16 protein-coding genes are annotated in these 15,029 nt (G+C 58.9%); 11 read left to right on the top strand and 5 right to left on the bottom strand.

Annotation, left to right across the window (positions count from 1 at the left end; all coding sequences use genetic code 11):
- Positions 1 to 155: 155 nt before the first annotated feature.
- Together QEP12_RS00575 and QEP12_RS00570 are read left to right on the top strand one after the other, a co-directional pair.
- The gene (locus QEP12_RS00575) at positions 156 to 290 is read left to right on the top strand and encodes a hypothetical protein (protein WP_284213033.1); all 135 of its coding nucleotides are present in this window, start codon (positions 156 to 158) and stop codon (positions 288 to 290) included.
- Between the two features lie 49 nt (positions 291 to 339).
- Entirely contained in the window at positions 340 to 531 is a 192-nt protein-coding gene (locus tag QEP12_RS00570; RefSeq protein WP_174862418.1) for a YqaE/Pmp3 family membrane protein, read from the top strand.
- A gap of 102 nt (positions 532 to 633) precedes the next feature.
- Here the strand turns inward: QEP12_RS00570 and ccsB are convergent, their stop codons facing one another.
- The 3 genes from ccsB to QEP12_RS00555 all read right to left on the bottom strand — a co-directional run bounded on the left by ccsB (position 634) and on the right by QEP12_RS00555 (position 4,879).
- Complete coding sequence (gene ccsB / locus QEP12_RS00565) at positions 634 to 1,974, bottom strand: c-type cytochrome biogenesis protein CcsB (protein WP_219162875.1); 1,341 nt, start codon at positions 1,972 to 1,974, stop codon at positions 634 to 636.
- On the bottom strand, positions 1,971 to 4,139 hold the full coding sequence (locus QEP12_RS00560) for a cytochrome c biogenesis protein ResB (RefSeq protein WP_284213032.1): 2,169 nt from the start codon (positions 4,137 to 4,139) through the stop codon (positions 1,971 to 1,973). Before QEP12_RS00560 ends, ccsB begins: the two co-directional genes overlap by 4 nt.
- A 116-nt stretch (positions 4,140 to 4,255) precedes the next feature.
- Positions 4,256 to 4,879 (bottom strand): c-type cytochrome, encoded by a 624-nt coding sequence (locus QEP12_RS00555; protein WP_174863901.1) that lies wholly within the window; start codon positions 4,877 to 4,879, stop codon positions 4,256 to 4,258.
- 69 nt (positions 4,880 to 4,948) lie between these two features.
- Here QEP12_RS00555 and yihA point away from each other — a divergent pair, with 69 nt between their 5' ends.
- Positions 4,949 to 5,707 (top strand): ribosome biogenesis GTP-binding protein YihA/YsxC, encoded by a 759-nt coding sequence (gene yihA / locus QEP12_RS00550; RefSeq protein WP_284213031.1) that lies wholly within the window; start codon positions 4,949 to 4,951, stop codon positions 5,705 to 5,707.
- A gap of 56 nt (positions 5,708 to 5,763) precedes the next feature.
- On the top strand, positions 5,764 to 6,723 hold the full coding sequence (locus QEP12_RS00545; RefSeq protein ID WP_284213030.1) for an alpha/beta fold hydrolase: 960 nt from the start codon (positions 5,764 to 5,766) through the stop codon (positions 6,721 to 6,723).
- Here QEP12_RS00545 and QEP12_RS00540 read toward each other — a convergent pair.
- Complete coding sequence (locus QEP12_RS00540; RefSeq protein WP_174862410.1) at positions 6,717 to 7,592, bottom strand: lysophospholipid acyltransferase family protein; 876 nt, start codon at positions 7,590 to 7,592, stop codon at positions 6,717 to 6,719. The genes QEP12_RS00545 and QEP12_RS00540 overlap by 7 nt on opposite strands.
- Complete coding sequence (locus QEP12_RS00535) at positions 7,589 to 8,449, bottom strand: lysophospholipid acyltransferase family protein (protein WP_284213029.1); 861 nt, start codon at positions 8,447 to 8,449, stop codon at positions 7,589 to 7,591. The genes QEP12_RS00540 and QEP12_RS00535 overlap by 4 nt, the downstream gene beginning before the upstream one ends.
- Before the next feature lie 127 nt (positions 8,450 to 8,576).
- On the opposite strand from QEP12_RS00535, the gene metK reads away from it, so the two are divergent.
- From metK to groES, 7 genes are all read left to right on the top strand, one after another.
- Positions 8,577 to 9,761: a methionine adenosyltransferase gene (gene metK, locus QEP12_RS00530; protein WP_219162882.1), complete on the top strand. Its 1,185-nt coding sequence runs from the start codon at positions 8,577 to 8,579 to the stop codon at positions 9,759 to 9,761.
- Positions 9,762 to 10,067: 306 nt separating this feature from the next.
- Complete coding sequence (locus QEP12_RS00525; protein WP_174862417.1) at positions 10,068 to 10,253, top strand: DUF1328 domain-containing protein; 186 nt, start codon at positions 10,068 to 10,070, stop codon at positions 10,251 to 10,253.
- Positions 10,254 to 10,365: 112 nt separating this feature from the next.
- Complete coding sequence (locus QEP12_RS00520; protein WP_284213028.1) at positions 10,366 to 11,193, top strand: cysteine hydrolase family protein; 828 nt, start codon at positions 10,366 to 10,368, stop codon at positions 11,191 to 11,193.
- Positions 11,194 to 11,214: 21 nt separating this feature from the next.
- Positions 11,215 to 12,411: a nicotinate phosphoribosyltransferase gene (pncB, locus tag QEP12_RS00515; RefSeq protein ID WP_284213027.1), complete on the top strand. Its 1,197-nt coding sequence runs from the start codon at positions 11,215 to 11,217 to the stop codon at positions 12,409 to 12,411.
- A 119-nt stretch (positions 12,412 to 12,530) separates the two neighbouring features.
- Positions 12,531 to 13,607: a bifunctional nicotinamide-nucleotide adenylyltransferase/Nudix hydroxylase gene (locus QEP12_RS00510; protein ID WP_284213026.1), complete on the top strand. Its 1,077-nt coding sequence runs from the start codon at positions 12,531 to 12,533 to the stop codon at positions 13,605 to 13,607.
- A gap of 254 nt (positions 13,608 to 13,861) precedes the next feature.
- Positions 13,862 to 14,365: a GNAT family N-acetyltransferase gene (locus QEP12_RS00505; protein ID WP_284213025.1), complete on the top strand. Its 504-nt coding sequence runs from the start codon at positions 13,862 to 13,864 to the stop codon at positions 14,363 to 14,365.
- A 248-nt stretch (positions 14,366 to 14,613) separates the two neighbouring features.
- Positions 14,614 to 14,904 (top strand): co-chaperone GroES, encoded by a 291-nt coding sequence (gene groES / locus QEP12_RS00500; protein WP_174862408.1) that lies wholly within the window; start codon positions 14,614 to 14,616, stop codon positions 14,902 to 14,904.
- The last annotated feature ends 125 nt before the right edge of the window (positions 14,905 to 15,029 follow it).

Below are 15,029 nucleotides of genomic sequence, written 5' to 3'. Positions count from 1 at the left end.
GGAGCCCTCAAGCGCATGGCTTTATTCAAGAAAACCGCTTATTTCCACGCTTGTGCTTTGCTGCCAGCGCAGCCTTTGGCTGGCCAGTGATGCAGGTACTGGAGGCAATTGGATGTTTGCGCTGCTGGCGCAGCCGGGGTGGGCACGGTGCCGCCTTGGCCCAAGCCCTGCGCCAGATCCCACAGGTCTACACCGCACACGACATCTGGCCCGAAGCGCGCCCCACAGCAGGCAGCATCCCTGCCTGCGCCTTGACCCAAGGCAGCCACGGTTTGGCTGACGAATGCTAGATTGCGACCTTCGTTGTCGACTTTTTCTGATTTTCACCCCCGTTCTGCCATGCGCCTGCTGCTTGCTTTGCTTTTGCCCTTTTCCGTGTTTTTCACCATCGGCCGCCCTTTTGCGGGCCTGCTGCGCTTGCTTCTGCAAATCACATTGATCGGCTGGGTGCCAGCAGCGATCTGGGCGGTCTATGCCTTGAGCCAATACAAAACCGATCAGAAAATCAAAGAAGCACTGGGTGGCCGCTGATACGGCTGCGACTCTAAAATCGAATAAAAAAAGGAGCGCAATGCGCTCCTTTTTGGTGGGGGTGTGCAGCGGATATGCTGCTGACCGGCTATGGCCTACGGCTTACAGCTCACCATAGCTGTGCAGACCCGACAAGAACATATTCACGCCCAGGAAAGCAAAGGTGGTGATGGCCAAGCCCACCAGCGCCCACCATGCCGAGACGGTACCGCGCAGCCCCTTCATCAGGCGCATGTGCAACCAGGCGGCATAGTTCAACCAGACGATCAGCGCCCACGTCTCCTTCGGATCCCAGCTCCAATAACCGCCCCATGCCTCTGCCGCCCACAGCGCACCCAGCACGGTGGCAATGGTGAAGAAGGCAAAGCCCACGGCGATGGATTTGTACATCACATCGTCCAAGATTTCATAGGCGGGCAAACGCGCGGCAATCGGTTTGCGCGCTGCCAAAATGGCCGCGACGATCAGCGCAGAAATACCGAAATAAATGATCCAGTAGCTGCTGCCGGTTTCCTGGCTCTGGCGGAAAGCCAAAGGCTCAAAACACAGCGCCACACCCAGCAGCCACAAAGGCGCCAGCTTGTACCACTTGGTCTCCTGCGCCTGCTGCTTGATGAGGTAGGCAAACGCCACCATGGCGGCCAAGGCGAATGTGCCGTAGCCAATAAAGTTCGCAGGCACGTGCACCTTCATCCACCAGCTTTGCAGCGCAGGCACCAAAGGCTGGATGGCATGTGCTTCACGCACAATGCTGTACCACAGCAAAAAGCCTACCGCTGCGCTGACGACCAGCATCACAAAGCCGCCCAAGGCACGCGTTTGGTACTGGTCTTCGTAGTAGAGATAAAACAGCGCCGTCATCCAGATGAACATGACGAACACTTCGTACAAATTGCTCACGGGGATGTGGCCAATATCAGGGCCCAGCAAATAGCTCTCAAACCAGCGCACCATGGTGCCCACCAGCGCCAGCGTGATGGCCACCCAGGTCATGCGCGAGCCCATCGCGCCAAACGTATCGCGCTCGCCCTTCGCAAACAGGCTGATCCAGTAGAAGATGGTGGCCATAAAGCACAGCACGCTCATCCACAAAATGGCGGATTGGCTCGACAAAAAGTATTTCAGGCCAAACACCGTCTCCGAGCGGTCAATGTGCGCCACGCCATCAGGGCCGTGGTAGAGCCAGATGGCCAAGAGCGACAGGGCCGCAATCGCCAGCATGAGCTTGTTCAGCGGACGCCAGAACCAGCCCAGCCAAATCATGGCGGGCATCGTGCCAATCAAAATCCCTTTTTCGTAGCCATTCATGGCATGGCTGTACTGGTTCAAGGAAAACAAGCCACCAGCGACGACCAGCACGGCAAACAACCAGTCAAACCAGTTGCGCCGCACAAAATAGCCTTCATTCAACGTGATGGTGGAAGTAGTCGTGGTGCTACTCATACAGAACGCTCCGTGGGAGAGGCGGCTGCAGCCGAAGTGGCCAGCAGCTTTTGCTTCAAATTATCAAATTCGCGGTCAGTGTCCATGATCTTGCGATTGGAGGACAGCGCCATGGTTGCTTGTGCCGCATCGCCTTGCGGCGCTACCCAAATCCACAAGCGGCGATCACGGATATACAGCATGGCAAACACACCGATGATCAGGAACAGGCAGCCCAGATACACAATGTTTTTACCGGGAGCGCGCGCCACCTGGAACACACTGGCTTGCACCTGCTTGAAGTCCTCCATCATGAAGGCCATCGGTGCGGGATAAAACTGCGCATCGCTGAGGGCAAAGACCGACTGCGTCATGAACCCCAAGGTTTGCTCGCCAGCTTCCAGCGGCTTCAGACCTGCTTTTTCGCGGCTGAGCTGCGCCAGGTCGTACAACACGCCGTTCAAGATGCGAATCAGCACTTCGCTGGCGCGCTCGCGCTCAGCCTCGGGCACATTCGCTTCCATGAACTGGCCAATCGCCTGCAAACCGCCATCTGGCACGCCGTTGACCAGCTTGCCGCTGCCAGCAAACAGGTTCACCGCACGCAGTGCCGACTGCGTCAAGGCCTCACGCAGATCTTCGCGCTCAGCGGGGACGGCCTGCTTGGCATAGCGGCGCACCGCCTCTTCGCGCATGGCGGGATCTTGCAGTGCAGCACGCATGCGCATAAAGCCTTGCATGCTGCCTTGGTCATCGGCAGGAATACGCAGGTAGCGGAAAGCCTCAGAAGGGTTCTCTCGCACACCCAGCAAGAACATGGACACACCATCGCCAAAATCGACAGGGCTCATGTAGTTCTGGTACTCACGCGCTTGGCCCGAGGCATCGCGCAACTTGTAGCCAATGCTGGGGCCAATATTGCGCAGATCTTGGGGCTTCGCCGTTTTGTGGCCGCCACCCAACCGGGACTCAATAGAGCTGCGCAAATCCACCTTGCGCACATCCACTGCCGCATTCGCATTTTTTTGGCCACTGAAGTTTTCCACGTTGATGGTGCGCAGCTCGGTGAATTCGAGTGTCATCACATCTGCGGGCTTGGATGAGCCTGCGCGCATCAACTCGGTGGCGCTGCCAATGTAGCCTTCCACCTCAAACGCCTCACCACCGGCTGTAAACGGTACGGCACGCAATTTCACTTGCGAGCCACCATCGTCAAAGCTGGACTGGTAAATCTCAATGCCTTTGTAGCTGGCAGGGTGGTTCACCTCAATGCGCTTTTCGAGCTGTTCACCCGTTTCTTTGTCGTGAATGATCACATCACTGGCAAACAGCTTGGGCATGCCGGTGTCGTAGTACTCCACAACGAACTTCTTGAGCTCCACCGAGAAAGGCAGCTCTTGCAGCAACACCCCATCCGACTGGTTCAAGATGGCCGTGCCCGCTTGTGTGCCTTCTGCCACCATCAAATTGCCACGATACGTGGGGTTGCGCAGGGACAGACGGTGCTCTGGCGGCACATCCGAAATACGCCCTGCACCGGTGTAGGGGGTCTTGCCTCCCAGCCACATTTGGGCTCGCACCACCATATCGCCATCGAGCAAGCCACCAATGCAAATCATCACGATCGCCGAGTGTGCTGCGATATAGCCCAGCTTGTTGGCCGCGCCGGCTTTGGCTGCCAGCATGTAGCCCTTGCCTGCGGGCGTCTCCCGCTCTTGCAGCTTTACCTTCCAACCGCTGCGCGCCAGAATGCCGCCAATGCGCTGTGCGGCAGCTTGTGGCTGCTCGTTCAATACAGCCTGTGCCTTGTGGTGAAAAGCCTTGAGACTTTGCTCACGAATGTTTTCTTTGTAATTGCGCAAATCCGCCATGTATTTGGGCGTGTGCCGCAGCAGGCACAGCGTGGTGCTGGTCACCAAAAACGCCAAAATCAGCAAGAACCACCACGCGCTATACACCGCATTGAGCTTGAGCGCCAAAAACAGCTCCGCCCAGAAAGGGCCAAACTGGTTGACGTAATTGACACTGGGTTCATGCTGCTTGAGCACCGTGCCAATCACCGAAGCAATACAAATGATGGTGAGCAGCGCAATCGCAAAGCGCATGGAAGCCAGCAATTCCAGCAAAGCGCGCATGCGCTGCGGTTGCTCACGATGGGACGGCTTGCCGGAAGAAGAATCTGACATGAAAAAAGACACAAGGCCCTAAAGACAAAAGGCGGGGCCATCAGATTTCGATGGTCCCGCCTTTATTGGGGTTTGTTATGGGCGGCAAGTTCCCGCTTGAACAGCGAAAACTTGATTTAACGCAAGCCGGCGATGTAATCCGCCACAGCCTTGATTTCGCGATCGTTCAACTTGGCAGCCACATCCTTCATCTGAAGGTTGTTGGCACGCGAGCCATCACGGAAAGCATTCAATTGCTTGACAGTGTAATCGGCATGCTGCCCGGACAGTCGAGGGTACTGTGCAGGAATACCAGCGCCGTTAGGGCTATGGCAGCTGACACACGCCGCAATCTTGCGATCTGGTACGCCGCCACGGTAGATGCGCTCACCCAACTGCACCAGGTTCTTGTCGGTTGCAAAACCGTTCTTCGCAGGCTGCGTGGCCAACCAGGCCGTGATGTTGCGCATTTCCTCATCCGACAACATCGTGGCGAAACCCTTCATGATCGGGTCTGCACGCTTGTCATCCTTGAAGTCATGCAACTGCTTGAGCAAATACTCTGGATGCTGTTGTGCCAATTTAGGATTGAGGACAATAGTCGAATTGCCATCAGCACCATGACAAGCTGCGCATACAGCTTCGAAACTGGCTTGACCTTTGACGAGGTCGGGTTTGGCCGGTGTATCGCCCGCCGCGAAGGCCGGGAGAGCGGGTGCTGCCAGTGCGGCAGACGTCAGCAAAGAGGCGAGCAACTTCATATTGTGGGTCTGGTTATGTGCGCAAAACTGCCAGATTCTACAATGAGGCCCCAACGCTTAATACCCCCCATGACGACCAACTCCCCCGCATTTGCTTCGGGTCAAACTTCTGACCTGATTGATCCCAAGCTCGCCATGGGCTGGATGCACACGGCACGCTTTTTAACCACGGCTGCTCAGCTGCACCATCTGCCCACGGTAGACGTGCCTGAAATTGCCTTCGTGGGCCGCTCCAACGCAGGCAAATCCACGTCCATCAACACCTTAACGCAGCAAAAGCAACTGGCCTTTGCTTCCAAAAAACCGGGCCGCACCCAGCACATCAACCTGTTTTCGCTGGGCAAACAAGGCACCACCGATGCGGTGTTGGCTGACTTGCCCGGCTATGGCTATGCCGCAGTATCGCGCTCGGACAAAGAGCGCTGGCAGCGGGTGATGCTCAACTACCTGATGCAACGCGAAAGCCTGAGCGCCGTGGTGCTGCTGTGCGACCCCCGCCTGGGTTTGACGGAGCTGGATGAAGCGTTGCTGGATGCTATTCGCCCGCGCGTAGAACGTGGCCTGAAGTTTTTGATCTTGCTCACCAAAGCCGACAAGTTGACGCGCTCCGAGCAAGCCAAGATTTTGTCCATCACCAAACTCAATGCGGGCGGTGGTGAAGTGCGCATGTTCTCGGCACTGAAAAAGCAAGGTGTGGATGAGGTGGCGCAATTGCTGTGGCACTGGTGCCACCCTGCAGGCTTGAACTCTACGGCAACACCCCCTGCCGCAGAGGCTGGTACCGCACCCGCAGTGCAGCCCCCTGCCACCGACACCCCCGCGCAATAACGCATAGACGCGGGCGCGCCGCTGCGCCACCATGGCGGCTCCTACAAGGAAGTGCCATGATCGAAACCATCCGCCACCAGCTCCCACACGGCGTCACGCTCGAGTGCCGCAGCTGTGGCGCCCCTGGAAAACCCCTGTTGCTGTTTTTGCACGGATTTCCTGAAGGAGCCTTTATCTGGGATGGGGTGATGACGCCTTTTGCAGACCGTTGGCGCTGCCTGGCGCCCGATTTACGGGGTTACGGGCAATCCAGCAAGCCGTCATCGATCGACGCTTACAAACCCAAAGCTTTGGTGCAGGACTTGGTGGCATTGATCGCCGCCGAAAGCCCCGGTCGGCCAGCGGCCGCCGTGATCGCCCACGACTGGGGTGGCGCGCTGGCATGGAATTTGGCGATTCAGCATCCCACTGCGCTGCAACAGCTGCTCATCATCAACGCACCACACCCCGGTGCTTTTGTGCGTGAGCTGCAGCACAACCCTGCGCAGCAAGCGGCCAGCCAATACATGCACTTTCTGCGCCGCAGCGATGCGCCTGCATTGCTCCTGGCCGATGGTGCCCAGCGGCTGTGGGATTTTTTCCGCACGCCACAGGGCGACTTGCCGGCCTGGCTCACACCGCAGTTGCAAGCCGTTTACCTGGCACATTGGCAGCAATCACTTGCCACGGCCTGCCACTACTACAGCGCCAGCCCTTTGGCCCCACCTCGCGACGATGACCAAGGCATTCACCAGCTTCAGCTGCCTGATGCGCTGCTGCATACGGCGGTTCCCACCCATATTTTGTGGGGGCAACAAGATAAGGCCCTGCTCCCCGAACTCCTGAACGGTTTGGAACAATGGGTGCCGCACCTCTCCCTCACCTATGCGCCAGATGCGAGCCACTGGCTGGTGCACGAGCGCCCAGACTTGGTCATTCGCCAACTGCACCAGATACTGAGCCAGTCTTTACCAAAAAGAGAGCTATCATCGCTTGACAGCACTAGCCAAAACACTGATTTTACCCTTGATTATTGATACAGCGATGGCTGCCCATCAGGGCGTGTCTTAAAACGTTTGTGCACCCAGTAGTACTGCGGAATCATGGTGCGAATGGCTGCTTCCAGCTCACGGTTCATGCGTGCTGTATCAGCGACGTGGTCTTCCGTGGGAAAGTTGTCCCACGCGGGCGTCATTTCCGCCACATAGCCCTCGGGCGTCATCCGGTTGTACAGCCCCACCACCTTGGCTTTGCCCAAGCGGGCAAAACGCGAGAGCGAGGGAATGGTCGCCGTCTCTGGCACCTGGAAAAAAGGCACGAACACCGAATCGTTTTTGCCATAGTCCATATCGGGCAGCAAATACAGCAAGCCACCTTTGCGCAGCACCGAGATAATGGGTTTGACACCATCTGCCCGGTTGAGCATGCGCACCTTGCCAAAACGCTGGCGCCCCGCCATGAACCAGGCATCCAGCACCGGGTCGGGGTTGGTGGCAAAGATCGACGTAAATTCACGCTCGGTGTTCAAAGGCAGCGCAAGCCCGCCCGCATCCATGCTGTAGAAATGCGGTGCAAACACGATGGTGGGGGTGTCGCCTTCCAGCTCATGGACGGCGCCGGTCAATTGCACACGGCTGCGCACCAAGGCTTCCGAGCCAAACCACAGCCAGCTGCGGTCCAAAAACGTCTGGCAAAACACCACGATGCTTTCTCTGGCAATCGCCTTGCGCTCTGCCAGCGTTTTTTCAGGAAAACACAGCTCCAAATTGCGCAATGCCACCTTGCGTCGGGGTGCGGCCACCAGATACAGCACATTGCCCACCACACGCCCCAGCCCACGCAACACGGGCAATGGCAGCTTGGCCAAACCATGCATACAGGCAATGCCCAGCTTGCTCCAGCTCATGCCGCACCGCCTTCATCCGCAGAAGCAGCAGCTTCTTGGCGCGGCTGTTTGTAACGGCCATACCCCCACAGATACTGGGTGGGGCATTGTTGAATCGTATGTTCCATGGCCTGGTTCAATTGCACCACCGCAGCATCCAACTGCTCCGACAGTTGCATGGGCAGCGCTTCAAAAAAGAGTTCATAACCGCGCCCGGCTGGCAAACGTTCGCAGCGCGCCAAAATCACGCTCGCCCCGGTTTGCAATGCCAGCCGTGCCGCCAGTGTCATGGTGTAGGCATCTTTGCCAAAAAACGGGGCCCACTGGCCCTGACCGTGCGGGGGTACTTGATCCGGCAACAACCCTACCGCTTGCCCTTTGCGCAGTGCTTTGATCATCTGGCGCACACCCGACAACGTGGTCGGTACCGCCTGAATGCCTCCACGATTGCGTGCCGTCAGCATCATCTGCGCCAACCATGGCTGCTTGGCGGGGCGGTACAAAATCGTGATGGGGCCATGCGCTTGCGACCACAGACTGGCGGCACCCTGCACCGACAGCTCAAAGCAGCCCAGATGCGGCGTCAGGAACAAAATGCCTTTTCCCTTGGCCCATGCCTGCTCCACCACATCGGTGCCATGCACCGTATTGACTGGGGTCTGCTTGAGCCACAGGCGTGGCAGCTCGGCCACCATCCGCCCCGCATGGCCCACGGCCGGCCGCACCTGTGCAAAGGTGTAACCCGCCTGTGCGCTATTGGCCGCAAAGCGACGACGATAGGTCGGTGAAAACGCCCATGCCAACCAGCCCATACAGGCACCGATGAGGTGTGCGAGGGGCAATGGCACTGCAGACAAAAAACGAAAAAGGGTTGGCATTACAATAGCTGGGTGTCGCCGAGTTAATAGAGCAACTTGCAGGGCGACGTAAAACAAAACTGCTAAAGCGTTCGCCCGACTTCCGTGTAGCCGAGCAACGCAATTGCCCAACACAGGAGTTTATTCAATGGCGAACGACTTTCTCTTTACCTCGGAATCGGTTTCCGAAGGCCACCCCGACAAAGTAGCCGACCAGATCTCCGACTCGATTCTGGACGCAATTTTCACCCAAGACCCCCACAGCCGCGTGGCAGCCGAAACGCTGACCAACACCGGTCTGGTGGTATTGGCCGGCGAAATCACCACTGGCGCCAATGTGGACTACATCCAAGTGGCGCGCGACACCATCAAGCGGATTGGCTACGACAACACCGACTACGGCATCGACTACAAGGGTTGCGCCGTGCTGGTGGCCTACGACAAGCAAAGCCAGGACATCGCCCAAGGCGTGGACAAGGCCAGCGACGATGAGCTGAACATTGGCGCCGGCGACCAAGGCCTGATGTTTGGTTACGCCTGCGACGAAACGCCCGAGCTGATGCCTGCGCCCATCTACTACGCCCACCGCCTGATGGAACGCCAGGCACAGCTGCGCAAAGATGGCCGCCTGCCTTTCCTGCGCCCGGATGCCAAGTCGCAAGTGACCATGCGCTACGTAGATGGCAAGCCCCACAGTATCGATACCGTGGTGCTGTCCACCCAGCACAGTCCTGACCAGTCAGAAACTGCCACCAAGATGAAGGCCTCGTTCACCGAAGCCATCATTGAAGAAATCATCAAGCCCGTGCTGCCCAAAGAGTGGCTGCAGGACACCAAGTACCTGATCAACCCCACCGGCCGTTTCGTCGTGGGCGGCCCCCAGGGCGACTGCGGCCTGACTGGCCGCAAGATCATTGTGGACACCTACGGCGGTGCCTGCCCCCACGGCGGTGGCGCATTCTCCGGCAAGGATCCCTCCAAGGTGGACCGCTCCGCCGCCTATGCGGCGCGTTACGTGGCCAAGAACGTGGTGGCAGCAGGTCTGGCGCGCCAGTGCCAGGTGCAGGTCGCCTACGCCATCGGCGTAGCTCGCCCCATGAACATCACGGTCTACACCGAAGGCACGGGCGTGATTCCCGATGCAGAAATCGCCAAGCTGGTAGCGGCACACTTTGATCTGCGCCCCAAGGGCATCATCGAAATGCTGGATCTGCTGCGCCCCATCTACGCCAAGACCGCTGCTTACGGCCACTTTGGCCGTGAAGAGCCTGAGTTCACCTGGGAAAAGACCGACAAAGCGGCGCTGCTGCGCGCCGCAGCCGGTTTGAAGTAATGCAAACTGCCGCGCGATCAGCGCGGTATGTGTTCTGAGGGCACAGCGCATACGGCGATAGCCATGTGCACAAATACCCTCTACAGATAACAGATAACACTGCATTACTGCTCGCGCTGCTGGCCGCAACAAGTTCGGCCCACCACCACTAGCCCGCTGCATGCGGGCTTTTTCATGCCTGCGCCCAGGTGGGCCGCACTCCTACACGGCAACCCAGGCACCACCGACGAACGGTATTTGGCACGCGCCTTTATGGTTGAACGCATCTACCACCGCAACGTGGCAGCCCACTACAAGGAGAGCACTATGCTGAAGTACGCCATCATTTTTGCCATCATCTCGCTGATTGCCGGACTGTTTGGATTTACCGGTATTGCCGCCGGTGCGGCCGGCATTGCCAAGGTTCTGTTCATTTTGTTCTTGGTTTTGGCCGTCATCTTTGTGGTGCTGGCCGCCATGGGCGTGGGCGCTGCGCGCAAGATGCTCAAGTAAGCGGTGTTGAAAACATCCTCCCAAGGGCTGCGCATGCAGCCCTTTTCATTGGGACAGGCTGCACAAGCTTCTACACTCAGGCGCATGCTTTCTTCGCTGTGCCACTGCTGCCATGACGCTTCACACCCACTTGCTGTTGATTGATCCGCAAAACGATTTTTGCGATTTGCCCGCCAACTTTTGCCCCAGTGGCCTGCGCCCTTCACTGCCCGTGCCCGGTGCGCACGCCGACATGCAGCGTGTGGCCACGTGGTTGCGCCTGCACAGCGCACACATCGGCCACATCACCGTCACGCTCGATTCCCACCAGGTGTTTGACATGGCGCACCCAGCGTTTTGGCAGCAAGGCAGCGGCGATGAGGTAGCACCATTCACTGCCATCACCGCCGCCCAGGTGCGCCAGGGGCAGTTCCAGCCACGCCAGGCTGCGCACCTTGCACGCACCCTGGCCTATCTGGATGCGCTGGAAGCCCGTGGGCGCTACACGCTGATGGTGTGGCCCGTGCACTGCGAGATCGGCAGCTGGGGCCATGGCGTACACGCGCACATTTTGTCGGCCTGCGCAGACTGGCAACGCCAGCACCAGCGTGCCGTGTGCAACGTGTTCAAAGGCAGCAACCCGTGGACAGAGCACTACAGTGCGCTGGAAGCCGAAGTGCCCGATGCCAGCGCGCCCGAAACCTGCCTCAACCAGACTTTGCTGACCAGCTTGCTGCAAGCCCAGCGGCTGATTGTGGCGGGCGAGGCCAGCAGCCACTGCGTGCGCGCCACGATCGAACATTTGCTGCAGCAAGCCCCTGCCGACTTTGCACCACGCATCACCGTGCTGACCGATGGCATGAGCCCTGTCAGCGGCTTTGAGGCGCAGCACACCGCCTTCTTGCAGCACCTGCAAGCTGCGGGCGCGCAGTTGTGCACCACCACCGAATTGCGCCTGTAACGCCACGAAAACGCCCAGCACATGCCCATCATCCACAGCCTGCTCGACACCGACCTTTACAAATTCACCATGTGGCAGGCCATGCTGCACCGCCACCCCCAAACGCAGGCCGAGTACCGCTTTGCATGCCGCAATGCCACCGCCTATCCGCTGGCCGATTTGGTGGATGAGGTGAATGCCGAGCTGGATCACCTGTGCAGCCTGCGCTTCACGCCCGATGAGCTGGCGTACCTGGCCAGCCTGCGCTACATCAAAAGCGACTTCATCGACTTTCTGCGTCTGTTCCAGTTCCAGCGCAACTTCATCCGCGTGCAGGCCACGCCCGAAGGTAGCTTGCGCATTGAAGCCCATGGCCCCCAGGTGCACGTGATGGGCTTTGAAATCCATGTGCTGGCCATCGTCAACGAGCTGTATTTCCGCCGCTTGGCGCAGCCGGGCACCTTGGAGGAAGGTCGCCGCCGTCTGCAAGCCAAAATCACACAGCTGCGCGCCTTGCGGGATGAGCCCACCCTGGCGCACCCGTTTGAGCTGTCTGACTTTGGCCTGCGCCGCCGTTTTTCCGAGCCCTGGCACCGCGAGGTCGTCACCACCCTCACGCGCGAGGTGCCGCAGTGGTTCAAAGGCACCTCCAGCGTGCTGCTGGCCAAGGAGCTGAACATCGTGCCGATTGGCACCATGGCGCACGAGTATTTGCAAAGCTTTCAGGCACTGGGCGTGCGCCTGCGCGACTTTCAGAAAGCCGCGCTGGAAGACTGGGTGCAGGAATACCGCGGCGACCTGGGCATTGCCTTGACCGACACCGTCGGCATGCATGCCTTCTTGCAAGACTTTGACCTGTACTTTGCCAAGCTGTTTGACGGCCTGCGCCACGACTCCGGCGACCCGTTTGACTGGGGCGACCAAGCGCTGGCGCACTACCGCAAGCTACGCATCAACCCGCACACCAAACGCCTGGTGTTCTCTGATGGCCTGAACATCGACAAAGCGCTGGAGCTATGGCGCTACTTTGCGCCGCACATTCAGCTGGGCTTTGGCATTGGCACCAACCTGACCAACGATGTGGGCCTGCAGCCGCTGAACATTGTGATGAAGCTGGTGCGCGCCAATGGCCAGCCCGTGGCCAAAATCTCTGACACACCCGGCAAAACCCTGTGCGACGACGAAACCTATCTCGCCTATCTGCGCCAGGTGTTTGGCATTGCCGATCCGATTGTTTAAATGGTTTGCAACCCCGCCTCAAAGAAAAACATAGCTGCTTGCGCTGGTTCAAAGGCAGTTTCAAATACAAAACATATTGAAATCCTTTAAAAACAAGCGCTAGCTGCTCCTTTTTATTTATGCCTGTGCCCCACCACGCTCCCCACACCGCCGTCTTGATTGGCCGCTTTCAGCCCTTTCACCTCGGCCACCTGGCCTTGCTGCAGCAGGCTTTGCAGACCGCGCAGCAAGTGGTGGTGGTGCTGGGTAGTGCCTTTCAGGCCCGCAGCCCCAAAAACCCGTTCACCTGGCAAGAACGCGCAACCCTGATCCGCAGCAGCTTGCCCGCCGCCGATGTCGCCCGCGTACACTGCGTGCCTGTGCGCGACTATTACGATGAGCCACGCTGGGTGCAGGCCGTCATGGCCGCCGTACACACCCAAGTACCGCTCGGTGTGCGTGTGGCCCTGGTCGGGCACTTCAAAGACGATAGCAGCAACTACCTGGCACGCTTTCCAGGCTGGGAGCTGCTGAGCCTGCCGCGCCAAGGCGACTTTGACGGCACCCCCACGCGCGAGCTGTACTGGAACCTGGGCGATCTGCCCCACGACGCGCTATGGGCACAGCTCACCCCACTGCTGCCCGCCCCCGTGGCCGAGTGGTTGCGCGATTGGCAAACCAGCGCTGATTACACCGCCCTGCGCGCCGAGTGGCGCATGCTCAGCGGCTACCACGCTGCCTGGGCCAGCGCCCCCTATCCCCCCGTGTTTGTGACGGTTGACGGGCTGCTGCTGTGCCACAGCCATGTGCTGCTGATCCAGCGCGGCCACGCCCCCGGCCAAGGTCTGTGGGCGCTGCCCGGCGGGTTTGTGGAGCCGCGCGATACGCTGTGGCAGTCGTGCCTGCGCGAGCTGGAAGAAGAAACCGCCCTGCCGCTGAACACCGACACCTTGCAAACAGCCCTGCAAGGCGTGGAAGTGTTTGACCACCCCGACCGCAGCCTGCGCGGGCGCACCATCACCCACGTCTTTGTGTTCCATGTTCCCGGCACCCAGTTGCCCACCGTGCAAGGCGGCGACGACGCCGCTACCGCGCGCTGGGTGCCGCTGAGGGATTTACCCGGCTTGGAAACCCAGATGTTTGAAGACCACTTCCACGTGCTGCGCCGCTGCTTGGCACGCTTTGGCAGCGCAGGGCTGCCGGTGGCTCTGCCGTAGTGCACCCCACAGCGCATCTCCTGTCGCAAAGCCTCGCCATCCATCGCCCGCCATCGCCGAGCAAATGAAGGCGCCTGCCCAGCAGGCCTGCATAGCCCCAACCAACATGCCCAGCCAGCCCAAGTATTCGACCTGATCGCACATCCGCATCACACTCACCACCGTCCCCCGCAGCGCACCTGCGCAGCCCGGGTTTGCTTTTTTTGCTACGCCTGCCCCTTGCAGACAATGCACTTCGCATTTTGGAAATTGCCATGACATCGCTGACCATCCGCCCCGCCACGATTGCCGACACCGATTTGATCCTGCACTTTGTGCGTGAGCTGGCCATCTACGAAAAAGCCGAGCACGAAGTGCTGGCCACGCCCGCGCACGTGCACCGCACCTTGTTTTGCGACAACCCCAAAGTGTTTGGCCTGATCTGCCTGGAGGGCGACACGCCCGTGGGCTTTGCCGTGTACTTCTTCAATTACTCCACCTGGCAAGGCCAGCACGGCCTGTACCTGGAAGACCTGTACGTCTCGCCCGAGCAGCGCGGCAAGGGCGCCGGCAAAGCCTTGCTCAGCCACTTGGCAAAGATTGCACTGGACAACAACTGCGGCCGCTTTGAATGGAGCGTGCTGGACTGGAACACACCCTCCATCGAGTTTTATGACAGCCTGGGCGCCAAGCCGCAAAGCGAGTGGATTCGCTACCGCATGACCGGTGAAGCACTGCAAGCCCTGGCCCAGCAAGCACCTGTCCCTGCGTCGGCATGAAGGATGCGCACCTGACCGCCTGCTGCCGCCAGCTTCACCCCACCAATCAAAACAACAACTTACAAAACAAACACCAAAAAGTAGCAGCTTGGACAGCCCCTGCCTCTTGAAAGGCAAATTTTTCACCTTATTATTAGCACTCGATGGGCTTGAGTGCTAACAACGCTCCCCACAGTTTTTTGAAGCAGCTGGGCACCTGCCAAGCTGCTGACCACTTCAACCTTGTTGATTGATATCTAGGAGATGTTATGAACCTGCGTCCTCTGCACGACCGCGTGATCGTCAAGCGCCTGGAAAACGAAACCAAGACAGCTTCGGGCATCTATATCCCTGACAACGCTGCAGAAAAGCCTGACCAAGGCGAAGTGCTGGCAGTGGGCCCCGGCAAGCGCAATGACAAGGGCGAGCAAATCGCTCTGAACGTGAAGGTGGGCGACCGCGTGCTGTTCGGCAAGTATTCGGGCCAGACCGTCAAGGTCGATGGCAACGAACTGCTGGTGATGAAGGAAGACGACCTGTTCGCAGTCGTAGAGAAGTAAATCGCGCTCGCGATTTACTGGGGTCGAAGGCTCACTTTGCGCCGCAAAGTAAAGGACGCAAAGTCCGGCTAAAGACCCAAGTTCTTCCCAGAACATTGAATTTCATAGCTGCTAGCGCTTAACAG

The organism is Comamonas jiangduensis, assembly GCF_030162955.1.
In the GTDB taxonomy this organism is placed as follows: Bacteria; Pseudomonadota; Gammaproteobacteria; order Burkholderiales; family Burkholderiaceae_C; genus Comamonas; species Comamonas jiangduensis.
The sequence above is the reverse complement of the archived record's forward strand: the minus strand, read 5'-3'. Positions and strand labels throughout refer to the sequence as shown.